Origin of the sequence: Variovorax ureilyticus (genome assembly GCF_050632185.1) — a bacterium.
GTDB lineage: Bacteria > Pseudomonadota > Gammaproteobacteria > Burkholderiales > Burkholderiaceae_C > Variovorax > Variovorax ureilyticus_A.
This window is the reverse complement of sequence record NZ_CP192579.1, coordinates 1,523,733-1,545,494: the sequence shown is the minus strand read 5'-3', so window position 1 is coordinate 1,545,494 and position 21,762 is coordinate 1,523,733. Positions and strand designations below refer to the sequence as shown.

Here is a 21,762-nt window from a genome sequence, read left to right as displayed (position 1 = left end):
TCTGCGATCCGTACGAGGTTGAAACTGAGAACCGGCCTCCGCTCCAGGTGCCAGCGGACGGGTCGGGAGCCCGCCTTGCTTGCGCCTGTTTGTTTCTCTAATAAAACATTGATCTATTGGTGAAACGATGGAACGAAGAATAGGCCGAAAACCTTCGTGAAAGATAGGTAAAAACCCTATCTTTTACTTTCACTTACAGCGGAAGGGGCTCCCTCTCCTGTCAGCGGTGAATCGGCCGGCACAGCGTGATCGCCGCACGGCGCGGCAGAATCGCCGGATGAGCACGCCCCTCCCCGCTGCCGTCGTTTCGGCCTTCACCCCCACCGGCGCGCTGCGCGCCTCGATCAATCTCGGCAACCCGATCCTCGCGAACAAGGACCCCGCGAGCGGTGAGCCGGTCGGCGTTTCGGTCGACCTGGCGCGGGCGTTCGCGCGCCGGCTCGGCGTGGCGATCGAGCTCATGGTGTTCGAGAAGGCTGCCGCTTCGGTCGAGGCGGTGCGCAGCGAGCAGGCGGACATCGGCTTCTTCGCGATCGATCCGTTGCGCAGCGAAGGCATGCAGTTCACCGCGCCCTACGTCCTGATCGAAGGCAGCTACCTCGTGCCGGCGCAATCGCCGCTGCAACGCAACGAGGACGTCGACCGCACGGGGACGCGCATCGCGGTCGGCGCCGGCAGCGCCTATGACCTCTTCCTCACGCGCGAGATCAGGCATGCCGGGATCGTGCGCGTGCAGGGCGCGAAGGGCGTGATGGAAAGCCTCCACGCGGGCCAGGTCGAGGTCGCGGCAGGAATCAGGCAAGTCCTCGAAGCGGAAGCCGCGAGCACGCCCGGCCTGCGCCTGCTGCCCGGTCGCTTCATGGTGATCCAGCAGGCGATGGGAACACCCGCTTCCCGCGGCGCTGAAGCCGGCGCCGCACTGTCGGCCTTCGTCGAGGAAATGAAAGCCGGCGGCTTCGTGGCAGAAGCGCTCAGGCGGCACCACGTGCAGGGCGCCAGCGTCGCGCCCGCCGGGTTCCGATAGCCTCGATGAGGGCCGACTAGCCCGATCCCGCCTCTGCGGGTCTTGCGCGCCCACCGGTCGACACAGGCCGGAGGGACGATGGCAAATCGCCGACGCCGGTGCTATCGTGCCGCAGCGTCAACACGATCGTGCACTGCCGGTTCCTCCGGCGCGCAACCCTGGCCATCCGGCCGAGCCGACATCCGGAGATGAGAAAGGCTGGCGATCATGGGCGAAGCAAGCTCACCGTTGGATGCCGAACCGCGGGCGGCCACGTCGCTCGGGTGCCCCCGGTGCGGGGCCTCGTTCAAGCCAGGTGCCAAATTCTGTTCCGAATGCGGTGCGCGCCTGATCAGCGCGGCCCAGCTGGAACGCCGCCCGCTCACTGTCCTGTTCTGCGACCTGGTCGACTCCACCGCGATGGTCGCGGGCGCAGACCCCGAAGACGCGCGAACGCTGCTGACGACATTCCACCGCGCCGTGACGGCCGCCATGAGGGAATTCGACGGCCATGTCGCCCGGTTCATCGGGGATGCCGCACTGGTGTACTTCGGCTACCCGGAGACGCAGGAAGACGACGCCGAGCGTGCGATCAACGCCGCGATCGAAGCCTCGAAGCGGGTCCGGACCTTGAATGGTCCTCAGGGACGCACACTGCAATCGCGCATCGGCATCGCCACCGGCCTGGTCGTGATCGGCAACCTGCACGAGGAGATGACGCCCGATGTGCTGGATATCGCCGGAGAGACGCCCCACCTCGCCGCCCGGCTCCAGGCGGCCGCGGAACCCGGCGGGATCCTTGCGGATACGCGGACCCGCAAGCGCGTCGGCGACCTGTTCTCCTGGCGGAACCTTGGCGATCTCACCCTCAAGGGCTTCGACAAGCCCGTGCAGGCCTGGGCGGTCACGGGCGCGCGACCGGCCGCCAGCCGGTACGAAGCCCAGCACGAAAGCCGCCTCCTGCCGATGCTTGGCCGCGACGATCTGCGAGATGCCATCCTCGGCCACTGGCACCAGGCCTGCGAGGGCCGGGGCCGAAGCATCCTGATCCGGGGCGAGCCCGGCGTGGGCAAATCGCGCATGGCGGCGGCCATCCTCGAAGCGACCTCTGCACGCACGACCCTGCGCTACTTCTGTTCGCCTTACCGCCGCGGTTCCACCCTGCACCCCTGCGCGCAGCAGCTCGAATGGGCCGCGGGCTTCGCGCGGGAAGACTCCAACGACGTCAAGCTCGACAAGCTCTCCGCGGTGACCGGGAACATTCCGGAACAGGACAGGGAGCTGCTGGCCGAGCTGGTCAACCTGACGATGGACGGCCGCGCGTCCGCGCCGACACTGACGCCGCACGCCAAGCGCCGCCGCACGATGGAGGCACTGCTCTGGCAACTCGAACGCCTCGCCAGCAGCGAACCGACCCTCGTGATCTTCGAAGATGCGCAATGGGGCGACGAGACCTCGCTCGAGCTGCTTGGCATGGCCGTGGCGCGCGTGCATCGCCTCCCGGTCCTGATGCTGATCCTTGCGCGGCCCGAGTTCAGTCCGCCATGGGGCAGGAACAAACATCTGCTGGAGGTATCGCTCACGCCGCTCGAACCTTCGGTCGGCGGACAGTTGGTGAGGATGATCGCGGACGGCGTCGCCCTCCCTGCGCAGACCGTCCAGGACATCGTGGCCCACACCGACGGCATGCCGCTCTACATCGAGGAAATGACCAGGGCGGTGCTGGAGAGCCGCCAGTGGCAGCCCTCGGGCAGCCAGGCGATCGGGGCGCTGCCGATCTCTCTGCAGGCTTTGCTGCTTTCGCGGCTGGACCGGCTGGGCGAATCCCGTGAAGTGGCGGAGATCGCCGCCGCCATCGGCCGCAACTTCAGCATGGAACTGCTCGCGCTCGTGCTCCAGCGGACCGAGGGATTGAAACGCTCGCTGGACACGCTGGTCGCAGCGGGCATCTTTCTGCGCCTCGGCGGCGCCGACTCGGACTACACCTTCCGGCACGCGCTGATTCGCGATGCCGCGTACCGGATCATGGTTCGCGAACGCCGCCAGGCCATTCAGTTGCGCATCGTCTCGGCCATCGAATCGCACTTTCCCGAGATGCGCAACGTGCAACCAGAGGTCCTGGCCTGGCACTGCGCCGAAGGCGGTCTCGACCGCGAAGCGGCCCAGTACTGGCTCATGGCCGGCGTCGCGGCACTGAGGCGTTCCGCCATGCACGAGGCCCTGATCCATCTGCGCAGCGGCATCAAGGTCCTGCCGGCGGAGGCGAACGAGCCCTGGCGAATCAAGCTGGAGCTCGATCTCACCATCGCCCTCGGCAAGGCGCTGATCGCGACGCAGGGCTATTCCATCGCCAGCACGGGAGAAACCTTCGCGCGCGCCCGGGTCCTGTGCGATCAACTCGGCAATCCGCCGCAACTGCTGGCCGCCCTGCATGGCCTGTGGACGCACGCGCTGCTTCGTGGCGAACTGGCGTCCGCGCAGAGCCGAGCCGATGCCCTGCTCGCGCAGGGCCGCAGCAGCGGCGACCGCATGTGCCTCCTGATGGGTCATCGCTTCAGCGGCATCACGAGCCATCCGCGCGGCGCGTTCTTCGATGCGGTGCGCCTGCTGGAGGAGGGTCTCTCCCTCTACGACCCGGCCCAGCAGGCCACGTATTGGGCCCTCACCGTGGACGACCCGAAGGTCATCATGCTGACCTACCTGTCCTGGTCGCAGATGTGCCTGGGCCGTCTCGCCGACGCGCGCCGCAACAGCGAACGAGCCATCAGCGAGGCGCGGGAGATGCATCACGCCTACACGCTGGCGCATGCCCTGACCGGCGCATCGTTCGTGACCCTCACGATCGACCGGCCCGAGGCGGCCCTGCAGAGGCTGGACGACCTGCGCGCACTGCTGGAGGACAACGGCATCGTCTACTACGACGCGGTCGAGATGGTGCTCCGAGGATGGTGCCTCGCGGCCCTCGGGCGCTTCGAGGAATCGCATGCACTCCTCGAGCGCGGCATCGCGGCCTACCGGGCCACGGATGCTCGGCTTTATCTCTCCGGCTTCCTGAGACATGCGGCCGAAGCCTATGGGTGGGCCGGGAAAATCGAACTGGGGCTGTCGCTGATCGAGGAATCGGTCTCGGTGCTGGAGGCGACCGACCAGCGATGGGACGAGGCCGAAACACATCGCGTGCGCGGCGTCCTTCTGAAGGCAGCCGGCGACATGGACGGCGCGAGGCGGGAACTCGCCCATGCCTGCGCGCTGGCCCGCCATCAGAAGGCTCGGCTTTGGGAGCTGCGCGCCGCATGCGATCTCGTCGCGCTCGACGAGTCCCGTCCCGGCCCGAAAGAAGAATCCCTGGGGATGCTCGCGGCGGCATTCGATGCCGCCGGGGCAGACGCCGAAACGCCGGACATCGCACGCGCCCGGGCCCTGCTGTCGCGCGGCGCCTGACGCCATGGCCAGCTCACCTCTCTGCGCCCTTTGCTCGGTGGCGCGCGGGCTGGCGACGCAGACTCTCAACGCCCGCATCGTCGGCCGCGTCCTCGGCATTTCGGTTCTGGTCGTGCTGGCAACCGCGGTCGCCCTGAGCGCGATCGATCCGACGCCGCGCGGATTCGGATCGGTCTATGGCTTCGCGCTGGCGGACGATCCCCAGCAGCGCAACGCCATCCTGGATTTCTGGCGACTGAATGGGCTGGTCCATCGCGCGCGGCTCTTCGTGATCCTGGAAACCTTCGTGCTGACGCCCGCGGCGGCGATCGCGCTGCTGACCTTCGGCGTGCGCCTGCGCCAACTGCTCGCGCGCGACAGGGGCACTGAATCGGGGCCGGGCGCCCGGCCGATCTTCATGGGGTTCTGCCTGCTGGTCTTCGCCGCCGCCCTCCTCACGCCGGCGGCCAATCTCCTGGCGTGGCAGGCGATTTCGCGCGCCGCTTCCGCCCCGGACTGGATCGCGCGCGGCACGCACGTCGCGCAGCTGGTGAAGCTCTGGCTGTGGGGCGGGGCCGTCCTGTATGCGGGCTGGTGGTTCGCTCATTGGTATTTCGCGCTCGACACACCCACCGCGCCGGACCCCGCCAATGCACGATCGCGCATGCGTGCGGACATCGCCGACATCCTGTGGCGTAGCAAGTTCGCCATCGCCGTCCTTCTCGCGCACGGCGCGCTGGTGCTTCTCATGGATCAGACGCGCGACGGCCTGGTGCGCCAGGTGCCGGACCCGGCGGACCCCCCGGGCACGCACCTGGGCATGCTCTTCGGGCTCTTCCTGACGGCTGCGGCGGTGTGGCTGCTGGCGTACGCCTCGTGGCTCTGGCCGCGCCTGCTTCTGCGCCTGGCCACACCGGGGCGCAAGCAGGCGGCCGGCACATCGTCGATCGCATTCGCCAGATGGTGGGCCCGCCTCCTGGGGCTGATGCCCTTCGGCGCGGTCAGCCCGGCGATCGCCTGGACCTTGCGCGATCAACCGACCGGATCGCCCGGAACGCCATGGCTCGCCGGGTTCCTCGTGGGCATCGGGGTGCTCGCGATGCTGTACCTCTGCGTCGTCTCGCTCAGGGCGCACGACACCTCGGCCGGCTACTACGAGACGAGCAGGAGCGCCGAGGATGCCCGGGCGGACATGGGGCTGCGCCCATTCTGGGTCGCATGGGCGCCGCCGCTGCTCTTCATGCTCGTGCGGCTGACCAGCCTGCAGAGCTGGACCCCGCCGCTCGCCCTGGGCGTCATCACGAGCGGCCTGGCGGCATGGGCCGGCATCCTCGGCTGGGTCGCCTATCTGTCGCGCCGCAACGCGGTCCCCTACCTGATCGCGGCGTTCGGTGCGTATGCCCTGTTCGGCGTTCTCGGATGGAGCGAGGTCCACGGCATCCGGACCGACCCGGCCCCGGAAGCGGCGGACCTCGCGAGATTCCTCTGGACGGCGGCACTCGGGGTGCCGTGCCTCGTCCTTGCCTGCTGGCTCTACCGGAAGGACGTTCCATCCAGGGGCTGGCTGGCGGTCGGCGTGCCGGTGGTCTTCGCCATCATTGCAATCCTCAAGCTGCACGACGGGGCACCCCGGACGCAGGCACTCCCGCAGCGACCCGGCCTGGAAGCCGCGGTGGCGCAGTGGCTCGGCGAACTGTCCCGGCAGGAACGCCGTCCGGGCGAAGACACCCTTCCCGTCTACGTCATTTCCGCGGAAGGCGGGGGCATCCGCTCGGCCTACTGGACCGCATCCGTCCTGACGCGGCTGAAGGACATCGATCCCGACTTCGACCAGCGAACCTTCGCCATCTCGGCCGTCTCGGGCGGGGCCCTCGGTGTCGCCGCCTTTCGCTCCTGCGAGCTCGAGGCCGACGGCGATGCGTCGCGCTTGCAGCGCTGCGTGGATCGAATGGGCGCCGCCGATCTGTGGACCCAACTGCTTGGCGGCCTGCTCTTCGAGGATGCGCTCGCCAGCGCCTTGCCCACGTCGCTGCTCTGCCGCCGTCCCGGTTGCGGTCTGCTGGGCAGGTCCTATTGGTTCGAGGGCGCCATGGAGAGCGCCGTCCCGGGCATGGCAACCGGCCTCGCGGCGCCGCACGCCGGACGCCGCCGGCCGCACATCCTCCTGACCGTCACCCGCGTGGAGACCGGTGAAAGGTGGATCGAGAGCGATCTCGCCATCGACTGGCGCGTGTTCCCGGCCGCCTGCGACGTGCTGGGGATGCTCCGGTCCGATGTCCACCTGAGCACGGCCGCGCACAACAGCTCCCGCTTCCCCTACACGAATCCCGTGGGCGCGCTGTACGGAAGCCATTGCACCCCTGTCGACGACAAAGGCGCGGCCCGTGCGCTGCGCGCCCGGGTGCAGGATGGCGGCTACTTCGACGACAGCGCCACATCGACCAGCTCGGACATCCTGCGCATGATCGATCACTGTCTCTTCGGCCGGTGCGCGGCGCTATCGCCCCCGGGCGACGCCGAGGCGGCACTGCGCCTTGAACGGCTGCGCGCACGGCTGCGCCCGGTCGTCATCGCCATCCGCAACGAAGACCGCTTCGCCCGGGAGGCGGCACATGATCCGGACGGCAGCTGCAACGAGGCCGGGCACCGCGACCCCGCGCGGCCGCGCGATCGCTCGCCGAGCCGGCTCGTGCCCGCGCTGCTGTCGTCGCCGGTCACGCTCTACGAAACCCGGGAGGCGCACATGCACGCCTTCGATGCGCAAATCGCCGCCGAGGCGTACCAGTTGTGGGACCGCCTCGGCCTCACGGCGAAGCCGTCGGCAACACCGTGCGGCTCGTTCGCGAAATGGGCGATCGACCGCCCCATCCATCGATTCGATCTGGTGGCGGACGGGCTCTATCCATCGGGGTGGGTACTTTCCCAGAGCGCGATGAACGGCATCCGCCGGCAGGCGGACAGCAAGATCGGCGCGGCGGGTGCCGCCGCGGCTCAATGAGTCAGCCCGCCAGGACGCGCAACGCCGCACGACCTGGGAGGAAGAAGTAGCCCCCGCCCCGCATCGTCACGAAGCGCGAGAGCCCTGCGGCCACGCGGCCCGGGCGACCCGGCAGGTTGAAGGCGCGGCCGTGGCGGCTGCCCAGAAGCGCATCGGTCTCATCTTGCAGTCCGCTGAACGAGGGGTTGAGAAGCCACCGCTGTTGAACGAACTCGAACTGCCGCTCGATGCTCGCGTTGATGCACATGAACATCAGCCCCTGGGAGCCGTCCGGGTCGCGATAGGAACGCCCGACGCGCAGCAGGCGATGGGTCTGCACGGCGGCGAAACCCTCCGCCGAGTTGGGTGCGAGCGCATCGCGCGGGTTAGCGCGGCGGATATGTGCGCCCAGCGGACAGCGCGCGCCGGACGAATCCTCCTGCACGTAGGCGAACCTGTTGCCGACGTGGGCCGGCCTGGTTCCATTCCATCCGCTCGCGGGCTCGTCGGGATGGTGCACCAGCGCGCTGCCATCGCGCCATCGGCCGACCAGCTTGGCAGCCAGCCATTCGCGGCGATGCCCGGGATGCCACGGTACGTCGGCGCCGTGAAGCGCCGGAGCCGCGGTGTCCAGCCAGCGTTCAAACGCATCGACGTTCTGCGCCAGTTCGCGCACCACGAGATAGGTGCCGTTGCGGCCGAGATCGCGGGATGTGACGTTGGGGCCGCCTGCGAACTCCGGCCGCTGGCGGTCGTCGGCGATTCCCGCGTCGTCGAGATCGTGATCGGGATCGCACGCCGCGCGCAGCGTCGGCGACGGCGCAAGCCCGCCGCGCTGGTCCGGATAGCCGAGAACGAGCTCGCCGGCGGCCACGACGTCCTCCGGACGCAGCCCCTTTGCGCGCCGCGTCCCGCTCATCGCGGGTTGCGAGATGCCGTCGACGAATCCGAAGGCCTCGCGCGACGGCCCCTTGAGCGGCAGGTCGGCACAGCGCCGGAATAACACTTCCGCCTGTTCGCCCGCGCATGCCTGTGCGCGAACCCGATCGAGGCATTTGATCAGCAAACTCGGCGAGGCGGCATGAACCATCACGAGCGCATCCACGCGGGTATTGCCGCTGCCCCAGATCCATCGCGCCGGCGCCTGCGCGTCCACGTCGCCATTGGCTCGCGCGCGCTCGGCATCGTCCATCCCCTGCTGAAAGGCGACGGGGAAGGTCGCCATGTCCTGGACCGTCGGAACGCCTGTCCCCAGCACGCCGCGCGCCGACAGCGCGAGGGTCACGGCCCATTCGCGTCCGGGTTTTTCGTCATAGCTCACCAGGGGTTCGAGCCGACGCAGCCATGCCCGGGCACGCGCCGGTGCGCCGCGGAACGCATAGCCCAGAAGGCAGGCATGCCGAAGCCTCGGCAAGGGGCCGAATGCGAGCGCAGGGATGTCGTGGCACGCCAGGGAGGATTCGGGCTCGGTTGCCGAACCGAAGCAGGCAAGCCAGTCGCGCGCGTCCTGTGCGCTCGTCGCGTTCGCGAGGCCCTGGCGAATCGCGGCGTTGGTGCGGATGCGGTCGGTCGTGAGACCCGCGTAGGCGGTGTACCAGCCATGCACCGGGCGCTGCTGGCGCCGCGCCCAGCGCACCAGGCGATCGCGGTCCGCGGCGCCGTCGTCGTACAGATTGCGGGTGCGGGGAAATCCCAGGCAGTTGCTCCAGATGGACGTCACGCCCTTCGCGCCGGCCGTGTTGATCACGAAGTCGCCGACGTATCCCTGCCAGCTCCCGTCGTAGTTCGAAAGGAACACCATCTGCCGCGTGCCGGGCACCACCAGCCAGCGCGCGAAGTGGATCACCCGGTTGGCGCCCAGGAAGCCCGGGCGGCAGAAGTACTTCACGAGGCCCACCGAGAAGAACGAGAAGCGCAAGGCGAAGCGGCGCAGCAGCCCCGGCTGGAGCCTCGATACCGAGAAGAGCAGGTTCTGCGCCGCGTAGCCCTCGCCCCGCATCACTGCCTCCACGTCAGGCGATGCTGGCTCCTCGTCCTCGGGCGTGTTCCTGATTTCGAGGCGCCGCAGCCTCAGCACCACCAGGACCGCCAGAACGCCAAGAAGCGCTCCCACGAACACCAGCGCGTCGATCGCCGACATGAACCGTGCGGCCGCGACCACGAGGACCACGGCCATCAGCAGGAACGGCCACCCGATCGTTGCAAGAAACTCCAGGGCGATGCACGCGCCGGTGCGCATCGCGGCCAGTGCGTCGAACGATCGATCCGGGATGGCATCGCCGAAGAAGCCGCGCACCAGCGGCGTCAACCCGCTGTCGGGCGCAGCCTTCAGGCACGGCGCGGCCTCGGGCGCGAATGCCCACTTGGAATCGCCGTCGAGCCAGAGCGCGTTGCGGGCAGCCTGCAGCCGGTCGAACAGGGCAAGTCCGTCGGGCAGTTGCCGAAGAATGTCGCCCAGCCGGCGCGCGAGCGCCGCCTCCCGGATGATCCGTCGGCACGGCAGCCCCGGCGTCCCCGCGAACGGCAAGCCCGGCGTTTCCCACCACGCCTGCCCCAGCACGAGCAGATGTCCCAGGAGCTGGTCCCGCAGCGATCCGGGGCCCGCGATGTGCGCCTTCTTCAGCACCTCTCCCAGCTGCGGTTCCAGCGCTTCGGCGATGGCGTCGATGCCCGCCTCGGCCGTGCCGTCCACCGAGGCTTCGAGCAGCAGATGGGCCGGCCCGCCCTGCTCGGCCGGCACCACGAGCAGGCTCATGAAATGCACCACGGCGCGCTCGCCGAGCCGCTCCGCGACCCGCGGGTGCATCGGATTTCCCAGCGCGCGGCCGATGAGCGTTTCGACCTCGCTCGCCCACACGGCCTCGAACGGCATCACGACGGTCACGAATCCATGGTCCATGGCGCATCTCCCCTGATCGAGGGCCTGCCCTGCTCCGTTATCTGATCTGCACCGACAAGTGCTCGGGAAAGAGACCCAGCAGGCGCATCCGCCCGGCCGGGCCCGGCGCACGCATCAAGTGCCCTTGCTGCCGCAGAAGCGCCTTGAACCCCTGCGTGATCTGGGCATCGGCCATCGCCTTGCCGACGCACCAGTGCAAGCCATATCCGAAGAGCAGCGAGACGGCCGGGTCGCGCGTTCCGTCGAAGCGCTCGGGTCGATCGACGCTGCGGGGATCGAGCATGGCCGATTGCGTGCTCGCCAGAACCACCGTGTCGGGACGGATCGTGGTTTCGCGCGACGTGCCCCGGGCCACGACGTACGCGTTCTTGCCGCAGCGCCGCCACGGGCCCGGATTCAGCGGCTTGAAGCGCATCGCCTCGAAGAGGCAGCGCGACAGCTGGGCGTCGTCGCCACCCTGGGCGGCGGCGCGCGCGGCCTCCATCGCCTCGGGACGTGACAGCAGGATCTCCAGGATGTGGCCGGCAGCCAGCGCGTTCGTGGGAACCGAGCCCATGATCATGCCGACCATGATCGCGCGCATGGTCGGCCAGCTCATGCCGTCGGGATCCTTGACGTGTTGCCGGGCCAGCCGGTGCAGGACGAGGTCGTCGCGCCGCGCAGCGAAGGGGTTCCCGGCGACCTGCTCGATGGCCTCCGCGATGGCGAGATCCACGAACTGCGCGACGCGGTCGGCGCCCGCTTCGGCCGTGGCCCACGCACGATCCCGTTCGTAGGGCGGCCCGAACAGCAGGCCGCTCACCGCCACCGTCCACTGGAAGAATTGCCCGCGGATCGTCCGCGGGACCGGCACACCGAAATAGCGCTCGCAGGTATCGACGAAAAGCGGGACGAACAGCGTCTGGATGGCGTCGAACGGGTCGCCCCCGGCGCACTCGACGATGTCCGTCGCGCAGTCCTCGGCCAACGGCCGCACGATGCGCTCGACGTCATCGCGCCGGAAGGCCTGCATGACCTGCTCGAGGCCGAGCCAATACGCCGCGGCCTCCTCGGGATCGCCCGTATCGAGCCCCAGGATGAAGGGGTGCCCGGCGCCTCCCCGTCATTGAGCAGCCGGACGTCCTGTCCCCACGGGACCTTGAAGACGTCGGCACGCCCGAGGACCTCGCGGACATCTTCATCGCGCGTCAGCAGCACCCAGCGCTCGAACTTCGGGACGGGAATCTTGCCGATGTAGCGCCAGCCGGGAAGCCGAAGCACCGGGAGAACCGCACGCAGAAAGGCAAAGACCCAGGGCGGCGGATTCGCGGCAACCCCCGCCAACCAGGCCTTGATCCCGTGCAGGCGCAGCGATTCGACATCGAAGACATGGCGCTCCGCGCGCTGACGGGCCAGCGCCAGGCGATCCTCGATGCCCATCGCATCGACGTCACCGTCGGCGCCATCGAATGAGGATGCCCAGGACCGCTCTACCGGTCTTTCCAGCAGCTCTTGCATGGGTCCCTCCGCGAACGGATTCGGCCGTCTTCTTCACCGGGACAAGAAACTCCGGAAGGACTCCGGAGCCGGCGAATGCCCATGGTGATGCGCGATGCCACCCTCGTCAATCACCGGCCTCCCCAAGCTTGGGGACCGGGCTGCGCTGCGCGCCTACAGCCCCAGTTCCGCCGCCAGCTGGTTCGCGGCCCAGCGCGTCTTGTTGTCGGGCCACGCCTCGAGCAACTCGACCATCTTCGCGTTGCGCGGCGCCTCGCCGCCATGCTTGCGCGCGAGGCGCACCACCTCGCCGCAGAGCGCATCGATCTCGGTGCGGCGACCGAGCGCCAGGTCGTCCGCCATGCTCGAGCGCGCCTTGGCATCGATGCGCAGCATGCGCGCGGCCACCAGGCGGAACAGCGGGGTCGGCAGGCGCAGGATGCCCGGCAGCTTGCGCGCGGGCACCGCCGCGAGCTGCGCGGGCTCGATGCCCGCCTTGGCCAGTGCGGCCAGCGCCTCGTCCATCAGTGCGGCGAGGCAGCGGCGGTAATCGCGCTCCAGCAATTCCTCGCGCAGCGGAAGCCCCGACAGCGCGTTCACCGGGTTGTTGAGGTTCATCAGCAGCTTGCCCCACTGCACCGGCACGAGGTCGGCATGCAGATCGATGGGCACGCCCGCACGCTCGAACACCGCCACCCAGCGCCGCAGCACGGGATCGTCCTTCGCGGCCAGGCGACCGGCGGTGCCGCGATGGAAGGCGCCGGGGCCGAGTTCGGCGATGTTGTAGGGAACCATGGCCGGCAGGACGTTGAGCCCCGGCGCGGCTTCGGCAGCAACGGCGGCGTTCGACATGCCGTTCTGCAGCGACAGCACCGCGGTGCCGGCAGGCAGCTTCGCCGCGAGCTCGGCCGCGGCTTCGGCGGTCGCCCCGCTCTTGACGGTCAGGAGCACCAGCCCCGGACGAACGCCCGTCGGGACGTGCTCGTAGACGCGGATCAGTCCCGCTGGCACGTGGTGGCGGATGCCCTCGAGATTCGTCAGCGTGAGGCCACGCGAATCCAGCGCGCCGATCACGCGCGGGCGCCCGACGAAGCCGACACGAACGCCCGCAGCCGCAAGGCTGCCCCCGATGTAGCACCCGACCGCGCCCGCCCCCATCACGAGGACATCGACCGCCGACTCCTCGTTCATCCCTTGGCTTGGAGTCGTTCGGCCACCCAGCCCTGCACCGACTGCAGCGCGGCCGGAACGCCGGCGGCATCGGTGCCACCCGCCATCGCCATGTCGGGCTTGCCGCCGCCCTTGCCGCCCACCTGCTGGGCGACGAAGTTGACCAGTTCGCCGGCCTTGACCTTGCCCATGGTGTCGGACGTGACGCCGGCCGCGAGCTGCACCTTCGCGCCATCGACGGCCGCGAGCACGATGGCCGCGGTCTTGAGCTTGTCCTTGAGCTTGTCCATCGTGTCGCGCAGCGTCTTGGCATCGGCGCCGTCCAGCTTGGCCGCGAGCACCTTGATGCCGTTGACATCGACCGCCTGCGCGACCAGCTCGTCGCCCTTCGAGGAAGCGAGCTTGCCCTTGAGCGCGCCCACTTCGCGCTCCAGCGCACGGACCTGTTCGAGCACTTGCGAAAGACGCGGCTGCAGTTCGGAGACCGGCGTCTTCAGCGTCGCCGCCGCGCTGTTCACGGTGGCTTCGAGCTGCTGCAGGTAGGCCAGCGCATTGGCGCCGGTCACCGCCTCGATCCGGCGCACGCCGGCGGCCACGCCGCCTTCGCTCACGATCTTGAACAGGCCGATGTCGCCGGTGCGCGCGACGTGCGTGCCGCCGCACAGCTCGCGGCTCGTGCCGATGTCGAGCACGCGAACCGTCTCGCCGTACTTCTCGCCGAAGAGCATCATGGCGCCGGTCTTCTGGGCCGATTCCAGGTCCATCACGCGCGCCTGCGTCGCCTCGTTGGCGAGGATCTCGGCGTTCACGCGGCGCTCGATCTCGGTGATCTGGTCCTGCGTGACCGGCGCGTTGTGCGCGAAGTCGAAGCGCGTCTTGTCGGCATCGACGAGCGAACCCTTCTGCTGAACATGGCCGCCGAGCACTTCGCGCAGCGCCTTGTGCATCAGGTGGGTGACGCTGTGGTTGCGCATCGTCGCGGCGCGGAGCCGGGTGTCGACGCGGGCGGTCACGACATCGCCGACCTTGAGCGTGCCCTCTGTCTGCGTGCCGTGGTGGCCGAACACGTCGGCCTTGATCTTCTGTGTGTCGGCGACGCCGAACTGCACGCCCTCGGCGGCAAGCACGCCCTGGTCGCCCACCTGGCCGCCGCTCTCGGCATAGAACGGCGTGGTGTCGAGCACGACGATGCCGGAATGGCCCTCGGCCAACTGCTGGACCGGCACGCCTTCGAAGTACAGGGCGACGACGGTCGCCTTCTCTTCGAGACTTTCGTAGCCGGTGAATGCATTGGCCGCACCGCTGTATTCGACGGCGCGTTCCATCTTGAACTTGCCCGCCGCGCGGCCGGCTGCCTTCTGCTTTTCCATCGCGGCGTTGAAGCCGGCCTCGTCGACCGCGACGCCACGCTCGCGGCACACGTCGGCCGAGAGATCGAGCGGAAAGCCGTAGGTGTCATGCAGCTTGAACGCCACGTCGCCCGGCAGCACCTTCGCGTCATTGGCGAGTGCGGCATCGAGGATTTCCATGCCGTTGGCCAGCGTTTCGAAGAAGCGTTCTTCTTCCGCTTTCAGCGTCTCGACGATGCGCTGCGCGTCGGCGCGCAGCTTGGGATAGGCGTCGCCCATCAGCGCGACGAGGTCGGGCACCAGCTTGTGGAAGAAGGGCTTCTTCTGGCCCAGCTTGTAGCCGTGGCGGATCGCGCGGCGCACGATGCGGCGCTGCACGTAGCCCCGGCCTTCATTCGACGGAATCACGCCGTCGGCCACGAGGAAAGCGGTCGCGCGGACGTGGTCGGCGATCACCTTCAGCGAGTTGTTGGCGAGGTCGGCGCAGCCCGTTTCGCGGGCGGCCGCCTTGATGAGCGCGTCGAAGATGTCAATCTGGTAATTGCTGTGGACGTGCTGCAGGATCGCCGCGAGACGCTCCAGCCCCATGCCGGTGTCGACGCAGGGCGCGGGCAGGTTCACGACGCTGCCGTCTTCCTTCATGTCGAACTGCATGAACACGTGGTTCCAGATCTCGATGAAGCGATCGCCGTCTTCGTCAGGGCTGCCCGGCGGGCCGCCGGGGATTTCGGGACCGTGGTCGTAGAAGATTTCGCTGCACGGGCCGCAAGGGCCGGTGTCGGCCATCATCCAGAAGTTGTCGGACTTGTACCGGCCGCCCTTGTTGTCGCCGATGCGGATCACACGCTCCGGCGGCATGCCGATTTCCTTGGTCCAGATGTCGTAGGCCTCGTCGTCCTCGTGGTAGACGGTGGCCAGCAGGCGTTCGGCCGGCAGCTTGTAGACCTGGGTCAGCAGCTCCCAGCCCCACTTGAGCGACTCGCGCTTGAAGTAGTCGCCGAAGCTCCAGTTGCCCAGCATCTCGAAGAAGGTGTGGTGGCGCGCGGTGTAGCCGACGTTCTCGAGGTCGTTGTGCTTGCCGCCCGCACGCAGGCAGGCCTGGACGGAGGCGGCGCGCACGTAGGGGCGCTTGTCGCTGCCGAGGAACACGTCCTTGAACTGCACCATGCCGGAGTTCGTGAACATGAGGGTCGGGTCGTTGCCCGGCACCAGCGAACTGGAGGGCACCACGGTGTGGCCCTTGCTCTCGAAGAAATCGAGGAAGGTCTTGCGGATGTCGGCAACGCTGAAAGTGGGCTGGCTCATCTTGGAATCTGGCTTGTTGCAAAGGCGGCCGGTTGCGGGGCAGCACCTGCATCGAACCCACCTAACTGCTTGATCTGCTTGAACATTCGATTATAGGTTTGAGGAAGAATCTCGCCCCATGCTCGAACGCATCCTGGCCGACGCCGTGCTGGTGCTGCACGGCGTGTTCATCCTCTTCGTCGTCGCGGGCGGTGCAGGGGTGTGGCGCTGGCCGCGGCTCGCGTGGCTGCATCTGCCGGCGGTCGCCTGGGCGATCTGGATCGAGGGGTCGGGCGGCATCTGTCCGCTGACGCCGCTGGAGAACGAATTCCGCCGCTCGGCCGGCCAAGCCGGCTACGGCGGCGGTTTCATCGAGCACTACCTGCTCGCGGCGATCTACCCCGAGGGGCTCACGCGCGGCGTTCAGATCGGCCTGGGCGCGTTCGCCCTGCTGCTCAATCTCGTGGTGTATGCGCGACTGCTTCTGCGTCGCTGACCCGCGATGCGTCGCGCAGCAGCGCGGCGGCGCTGCGGAACTGGAGTGACCGGACCGCGCCGTCGATCTGCGCGAAGCGCACCTCCCCGAGCGCGGCGCGCAGCGCGGGACTCAGTTCCTCGAACCAGGGCATGGCGGCAAGGTCCTGCCGGTCCAGCGCATCGACCAGCAAGGCAAGTTCTTCGGGATCGATCGGCGGGGCTTCTTCCGGTTCGCGCGCGCCCTCCTTCGGATCGAGCCACGGACGAGCGGACGCCTCGAGTGCGCGCAGCGCTGCGCTCAGCGCATGGAGTGCGCGCCCGGCCGCCGCTCGGTCGCCGGCCTTCAGCGCCGCCTCGCCGCCCTGCGCCGCCCGCCGGATATCGCCTGCGCCGATCACGCCCGCGCTCCCCTGCAGCTTGTGCAGCCGCGCCCGGAGGGCGTCGTCCATGCCGTCCTCGCTCTGCGCGGGCGCGGCCAGATCGCCGTATTCGCCGAGAAGCCCGCGCAGCACGCTCAGCAGCAGCGCCTTGTCGCCCACCAGCCGCGCGAAAGCATCCGCCGTGTCGATGCCCTCGATGCGCGGCCAGTCCGGCGGCGGCGTGCCGGCGGCGAGCGGCTCGACCAGCGCCGCGGACTGCGCGCCGCGCACGCGCTCCAGGCAGCGACGCACGGTGCGGACCAGCGCCTCCACCTCGAAGGGCTTGCTGATGAAATCCGTCATGCCGGCTTCCAGCGCGCGGTCGCGCTCGGCGATTAGCGCGCTCGCGGTCAACGCGATCACGGGCAGATCGCGCAATCCCAGTTCGCCGCGGATGCGCCGCGCCGCCTCGTTGCCGTCGAGCACCGGCATGTGGACGTCCATCAGCACCGCATCGACATCGGGTGCGGCGCGCAGCTGCTCGACGGCCTGGGCGCCGTCCGAAGCCAGGCTCACGCGCGCGCCCTCCTGCTCGAGGATGTGGCGGCACACGTCGAGGTTGATCGCGCTGTCGTCCACCACGAGCACCCGGGCTCCCTCGAGTCGCCGAACCGGATGCGGCTGGTCGGGCATCGGAAACGCATCGTCATCGCCGACCACGCCAAGCGGCAGGACGACCCAGAACTCGCTGCCGACGCCCGGCGTGCTGGCGACGCCGATCTCGCCCCCATCAGCTCGACGAGCTGCCTGACGATGGACAAACCCAACCCGGTGCCGCCGAAGCGCCGCGTGGTCGATGAATCGGCCTGTGTGAAAGGCGTGAACAGGCGGCCCAGCAAGGCGGGTTCGATGCCGATGCCGGTGTCGGTCACCGCAAGCCGCAGCCGCACCCGGTGCTCGTCGCGCGCCGTCGCGTGCACGCGCAGACGGACCGAGCCCCGGGCGGTGAACTTGACCGCGTTGCTCAGCAGGTTCACCAGGATCTGCCGGATGCGCGTGACGTCGCCGCGCAGCCGCTGCGGCAGGTCTTCGTCCGCGTCGAGCCGCAGCGCGATCTGCTTGTTGCCGGCCGCCACCGCCGCCATCTCGATGACGCCTTCGAGCAGCTCGCGCAGGCCGAACTCGGTCTCTTCGATCACCATCTCGCCGGCCTCGATCTTCGAGATGTCGAGGATGTCGTTGATGACGCCGAGCAACGCGGTGCCGGCGGTCTGTATCTTCTGCAGCAGCTCGCGCTGGCGATCGTCGAGCGCAGTCTGGCGCAACAGGTACGCCAGCCCCAGCACGGCGTTGAGCGGCGAGCGGATCTCGTGGCTCATGTTCGCGAGGAACTCGCTCTTGGCACGGCTCGCCGATTCCGCCTGCGCCTGCGCCTCGCGCATGTCGGTCACGTCCACCGCCACCGTGATGAAGCCCTGCACCACCCCGGCGTCGTCCCGATCCGGAATGAAATGCAGCCAGTAGTGCACGACGCTCCCATCGGCCATCGTGCGGGTGCGCATCACGCGCTGGTCCTCGCCGGCGAGCGCAGCGCGGATCAGGGGCTGGTTCTCGCCGAGGCGCACCGGTCCCAGGAGCTCCTCCATCGTGAGGCCGGGCATCTCCCAGGCCTTGCGGCCCACCCAGCGCTCGTGCGCATTGTTGGCGAAGGTGCATCGCAGGTCCGGCGTCCAGTAGGCCACCACGCCCGGGATGTTGTCCGTCACGATGCGCATGAAGCGCTCGTTCGATCGCAGGCGCTGCTCGGCCGCCTTGCGTTCCGACAGATCGGTCGCGATCGCGATGAAGCCGACCACCGTGCCTTGCGCATCGCGCAGCGGACTCACGTTCAGGTGCACCGGGACGCGGCTGCCGTCCTTTCGCACATAGGTCCACTCCCGCGCCTGGGCGCGACCGGTGCCGGGCGCGGGCGCGAAGACCTCGCCGGCTTCGAGCGGCCGCCCCATCTCGGTCGTCAGCGCCATGGCCCGGCCCTGGACCTCGAACGCATCGTGGAAGCTGTTCATCTCCATCCGGTCGACGACCTCGGCGGCCGAGTAGCCCAGCAGGGCCTCCGCGGCGGGATTGAACAGCGTCACCACGCCGCCGACGTCGGTCGCGATGATCGCGCTCGCCGCGCCTTCCAGGATCGCGCGCTCGCGCTGCGACAACGCCGCCAGTTCGGCAGTGCGCTCCTGCACCTGCTGCTCGAGCGTGGCGTTGAGCTCCAGGATGCGCGCCTTGGTCTCCTTTTCGTGCGTGATGTCGCGCATCGTCTCGGCGACACCGATCACGTGGCCATCCGCCGCGCGGATCGGCGCCGCGGCCACCGACACCGCCACCGGCGATCCGTCGTGATGCCGCCGGAAAGTCTCGAACGCAGCGACCGACTTGCCGTCCGCGATGTGCCGCAGCAGCGTCTCCTCTTCCTGCGCACAGTCCGGCGGCAGCAGCAGCGACTGCAGCGGCCGGCCCTGTACCTCCTCGGCGCTGTAGCCGAAGATCTTCGCGGCCGCGGCGTTCCAGTCGGTGATCCGGCCATCGAGCCGGCAGCCGATGACGGCGTCGTTCGAGCTGGTCACGATGGCCGCGAGGCGCGAGCGCTGCTCGCCTTCGCGTTCCTTGCGCCGCTGGATGGCCTGCTCCACGAACGAGAGCAGCGCCAGCAGCAGCGCAAGCACCGAGCCGATCAGGAAGATCGCCCAGGGGCTGCGCAGGTTGAGCTGGCTGATGAAGCGTGGCTGCGCCGTGATCTCCACCTGCCAAGTCCGGCCATAGAGCTGCAGCGGCAGCGAGGCCTGAAGCCCGATCTTCTGCGTGCCCGGCTGCGCCGGCGAAGTGAAGAAGCGCTCGGGCCGGCCTCCGCGCGTCGCGTCGATCAGCGACATCGCGAAATCGCCGTCCTGAAAATCGAAGCCCTTCAGCACCTCGTCGATCCGCAGCGGCGTGTAGGCCCAACCGAAGACCTCGTCCGGCGTGCCGCGCGCTGCCGATGACCGGCGCTGCCGCTGCTGGAGCCTGCCGAGCTGCGCGTCCGCGCGGTAGATCGGCAGCAGCATCAGCACCGAGCGCAGCCCGGCGTTCGCCGGCTCGGTCTGCACCAGCGTGATCGGCGCGGTGATCGTGGTTTCGCCGGTGCGCATGGACCGTTCGGCAGCGGCGCGGCGCTTCGGCTCGGAGGCGATGTCGAGCCCGATCGCCGGACTGTTCGGATCGGAAGGCTCGAAAAACTGGACGACGAAGCGCTCGCCCTCGTTCGGGCCGAGCTGATGGACCCGGAAATCAGGCTTGCCATCGAGCCGCGCCGCAGCGACGAAGGCGGCCTCCTGCGCGGCCGGCACGCGCCGTATGTAGCCGAAGCCGCCCGAGCCCGGAAACTCGCGCTCCAGATCGCGCGAGGCCACGAACTGCGCGAAACGCAGCCGGCTGATGCCAACCTCTCCGCCCGCGGCGATCACCGCACCGCGCGCGCCGCGCAGGCCGATCTCGTACGAGTGCATGCGGGAAGAGAGCTGCTCCAGCGCCCGCCGCGCGAGCGCATCGAAGCGCTCCTGCGCCAGCGACTCGTTGTACCGAAGCTGCAGCAGTGCGGCGCCCGCCGCGCCGCAAAGGCCGACGATCAGCCAGACCAGCGACCGCGCGGACTCACGAATCCCCACGGGACTGTTCAGCCCGCGTCGGTATTGGGGGCCGGCGCCTCGTCGTGAGCCGCCAGCGAAGCCTGCGCGCGGCCCGCACCGATGGCAGCTTCGAGCGCCTTCGCGGCCGCCGCGCCGAGCGCGTCGACTGCCGTGACACCCGCGGCGGTCAGTTCGTCACGCCGCGCCGCGTCGACGCAGGACACGCCCGCGCTGCACGTGACGTGGCGCGAAACCGCCGATCCCTGGTGAGCGATGTCGAGCGACTCGACCGCGCGCAGCGCACGGTTGGCGACATTCAGCGCGTCCTCGGCCGAGGTGTCGGGGAGCACCAGTGCGAAGCGCTCGCGATCGAGCCGCGCGGCGACATCGCCCGGCCGCCGCATGCTGCGGCGCAGCGCATCGCCGACGGCCGCGAGGCAGGCATCGGTCGCCTTCCGGTCGTAGAGCGCCTCGAAGGACTGGAAGAAATCGACCTCGAGCCGCACCACGGAAATGGCCTGCCGCGCTTCCGCCGCGCGGGCGCTTTCGCGCTCGAGCGTCTCGGTGTAGGCAGCTTCGTTCGCCAGCCCCGTGAGGCCGTCGATACGCGACAGCCGGCGCAGGTCGTCCGACAGCCGCTTGAGCTTGAGCTGTGTGTCGACCCGCGCGAGCACCTGCTGCGCATCGAACGGCTTGCGGATGAAGTCCGCCGCGCCCATCTGCAGCACCGCAACTTCGAGCTCGGATTCCTGGTGGCTGCTGACGAAGATCACCGGCACATCGGCCAATGCCGGATCGGCCTTGAGCGCCTCGCAGACCTGCAGGCCGCTCATGTCGCCCATCTGCGCATCGAGCAGGATCAGATCGGGCACCGCCTCTTTGCTCAGTTGCAGCGCGTCGGCACCGCTGGTGGCGAAACGAAGGGTCGAGTAATCAGAAAGTATCCGGCTCAACACCTGAATGATGTTGGGATCGTCATCGACGAGAAGAAGGCTCGCCTCCACCGGAAATTTCTTCATCGGTCGATTCTGCCGCAAGCATCCTGACGATCAGCCCTGCACGGGATAGCGCGCGATGAACTCGTAGCGCGCCGGATACGTCGTGTGCGAGCACACCAGTACGAATTCATTCACTTGCCAGGCGATCGGCACCATCCCGGCCGGCGGCACCGCACCGCGCGTCCTGCGCGCAAGGGTGAGATGCGGCACCCAGCGCTCGGGCTGCACGGCGAAGCCCGCACGTTCGACCTGCCGCACGACGTCCTCATGCAGCGCGCGCAGGCCTTCGTGCGCGTCGGGCATCAGCACGGCGATGGGGTTGCGCCACGCTTGCGGCGTGCGAAGCAGCAGCGTCATCGCGCGCATGCGCACGTCGGCCAGGCGATGCGCGAGGCGCGACTCGCCCGGGCCCTCCACCTCGCCGAGGAAGTGCAGCGTGAGGTGGATGCGCGCAGCGTCCGTCAGTCGCACACCGGCCGGCCACGCCCACGCCTTGCGATGCGCCTCGATGGCAGCACGCACGGCCGGGTCGGGGAACAGCCCGATGAAAAGACGCCGCGTCGATTCGTGGATGGCGTTCATCTGCAATCAAAAGCTTACGTGCTTCGGCGGCACCAAAGGCACCCCGGCAAGGGTAATTCCCAAGCCGGACGTGCAAAGCCAGATTTGTATGATGATCGTGCAACCTGCC

General features: G+C 68.9%; 12 protein-coding genes. 4 read left to right on the top strand and 8 right to left on the bottom strand.

The features are described from left to right. Positions 1 to 277 precede the first annotated feature (277 nt). The 3 genes from ACQ858_RS07510 to ACQ858_RS07500 all read left to right on the top strand — a co-directional run bounded on the left by ACQ858_RS07510 (position 278) and on the right by ACQ858_RS07500 (position 7,421). Positions 278 to 1,024 (top strand): transporter substrate-binding domain-containing protein, encoded by a 747-nt coding sequence (locus ACQ858_RS07510; RefSeq protein ID WP_431276109.1) that lies wholly within the window; start codon positions 278 to 280, stop codon positions 1,022 to 1,024. A gap of 399 nt (positions 1,025 to 1,423) precedes the next feature. After that, positions 1,424 to 4,444 (top strand): AAA family ATPase, encoded by a 3,021-nt coding sequence (locus tag ACQ858_RS07505; RefSeq protein WP_431276108.1) that lies wholly within the window; start codon positions 1,424 to 1,426, stop codon positions 4,442 to 4,444. Positions 4,445 to 4,448: 4 nt separating this feature from the next. Next, positions 4,449 to 7,421, top strand: a complete 2,973-nt coding sequence (locus tag ACQ858_RS07500) for a hypothetical protein (RefSeq protein ID WP_431276107.1) — start codon at positions 4,449 to 4,451, stop codon at positions 7,419 to 7,421. Position 7,422: 1 nt separating this feature from the next. Here the strand turns inward: ACQ858_RS07500 and ACQ858_RS07495 are convergent, their stop codons facing one another. The 4 genes from ACQ858_RS07495 to alaS all read right to left on the bottom strand — a co-directional run bounded on the left by ACQ858_RS07495 (position 7,423) and on the right by alaS (position 15,599). Continuing rightward, complete coding sequence (locus tag ACQ858_RS07495; protein WP_431276106.1) at positions 7,423 to 10,299, bottom strand: Dyp-type peroxidase; 2,877 nt, start codon at positions 10,297 to 10,299, stop codon at positions 7,423 to 7,425. A gap of 37 nt (positions 10,300 to 10,336) precedes the next feature. Then, entirely contained in the window at positions 10,337 to 11,311 is a 975-nt protein-coding gene (locus tag ACQ858_RS07490) for a cytochrome P450 (protein ID WP_431276105.1), read from the bottom strand. Positions 11,312 to 11,949: 638 nt separating this feature from the next. Continuing rightward, complete coding sequence (locus ACQ858_RS07485) at positions 11,950 to 12,966, bottom strand: 2-dehydropantoate 2-reductase (RefSeq protein ID WP_431276104.1); 1,017 nt, start codon at positions 12,964 to 12,966, stop codon at positions 11,950 to 11,952. Beyond that, positions 12,963 to 15,599 carry an alanine--tRNA ligase gene (gene alaS / locus ACQ858_RS07480; protein ID WP_431276103.1) on the bottom strand — a complete coding sequence of 879 codons (2,637 nt, stop codon included), beginning with the start codon at positions 15,597 to 15,599 and terminating at the stop codon, positions 12,963 to 12,965. Before alaS ends, ACQ858_RS07485 begins: the two co-directional genes overlap by 4 nt. Positions 15,600 to 15,717: 118 nt before the next feature. On the opposite strand from alaS, the gene ACQ858_RS07475 reads away from it, so the two are divergent. Beyond that, positions 15,718 to 16,074, top strand: coding sequence for a DUF2784 domain-containing protein (locus tag ACQ858_RS07475; protein ID WP_431276102.1), 357 nt, complete (start codon positions 15,718 to 15,720; stop codon positions 16,072 to 16,074). Here the strand turns inward: ACQ858_RS07475 and ACQ858_RS07470 are convergent. From ACQ858_RS07470 to thpR, 4 genes are read right to left on the bottom strand one after another with little or no spacing between them, the layout of a single operon-like run. Then, positions 16,034 to 17,062, bottom strand: a complete 1,029-nt coding sequence (locus ACQ858_RS07470) for an Hpt domain-containing response regulator (protein WP_431276101.1) — start codon at positions 17,060 to 17,062, stop codon at positions 16,034 to 16,036. The two genes, ACQ858_RS07475 and ACQ858_RS07470, sit on opposite strands and share 41 nt — an antisense overlap. Further along, entirely contained in the window at positions 16,987 to 20,112 is a 3,126-nt protein-coding gene (locus ACQ858_RS07465; protein ID WP_431276100.1) for a PAS domain S-box protein, read from the bottom strand. The genes ACQ858_RS07470 and ACQ858_RS07465 overlap by 76 nt, the downstream gene beginning before the upstream one ends. A gap of 8 nt (positions 20,113 to 20,120) precedes the next feature. Next, complete coding sequence (locus ACQ858_RS07460; RefSeq protein ID WP_431276099.1) at positions 20,121 to 21,092, bottom strand: diguanylate cyclase domain-containing protein; 972 nt, start codon at positions 21,090 to 21,092, stop codon at positions 20,121 to 20,123. A gap of 30 nt (positions 21,093 to 21,122) precedes the next feature. Then, complete coding sequence (gene thpR / locus ACQ858_RS07455; RefSeq protein WP_431276098.1) at positions 21,123 to 21,653, bottom strand: RNA 2',3'-cyclic phosphodiesterase; 531 nt, start codon at positions 21,651 to 21,653, stop codon at positions 21,123 to 21,125. Positions 21,654 to 21,762: the final 109 nt, after the last annotated feature.

What these genes read in the sequence shown, in the direction of transcription:
- ACQ858_RS07510 (WP_431276109.1), top strand. Translation starts at nt 278, where the DNA reads ATGAGCACGCCCCTCCCCGCTGCCGTCGTTTCGGCCTTCACCCCCACC.
- ACQ858_RS07505 (WP_431276108.1), top strand. Translation starts at nt 1,424, where the DNA reads ATGGTCGCGGGCGCAGACCCCGAAGACGCGCGAACGCTGCTGACGACA.
- ACQ858_RS07500 (WP_431276107.1), top strand. Translation starts at nt 4,449, where the DNA reads ATGGCCAGCTCACCTCTCTGCGCCCTTTGCTCGGTGGCGCGCGGGCTG.
- ACQ858_RS07495 (WP_431276106.1), bottom strand. Translation starts at nt 10,299, where the DNA reads ATGGACCATGGATTCGTGACCGTCGTGATGCCGTTCGAGGCCGTGTGG.
- ACQ858_RS07490 (WP_431276105.1), bottom strand. Translation starts at nt 11,311, where the DNA reads ATGCAGGCCTTCCGGCGCGATGACGTCGAGCGCATCGTGCGGCCGTTG.
- ACQ858_RS07485 (WP_431276104.1), bottom strand. Translation starts at nt 12,966, where the DNA reads ATGAACGAGGAGTCGGCGGTCGATGTCCTCGTGATGGGGGCGGGCGCG.
- alaS (WP_431276103.1), bottom strand. Translation starts at nt 15,599, where the DNA reads ATGAGCCAGCCCACTTTCAGCGTTGCCGACATCCGCAAGACCTTCCTC.
- ACQ858_RS07475 (WP_431276102.1), top strand. Translation starts at nt 15,718, where the DNA reads ATGCTCGAACGCATCCTGGCCGACGCCGTGCTGGTGCTGCACGGCGTG.
- ACQ858_RS07460 (WP_431276099.1), bottom strand. Translation starts at nt 21,092, where the DNA reads ATGAAGAAATTTCCGGTGGAGGCGAGCCTTCTTCTCGTCGATGACGAT.
- thpR (WP_431276098.1), bottom strand. Translation starts at nt 21,653, where the DNA reads ATGAACGCCATCCACGAATCGACGCGGCGTCTTTTCATCGGGCTGTTC.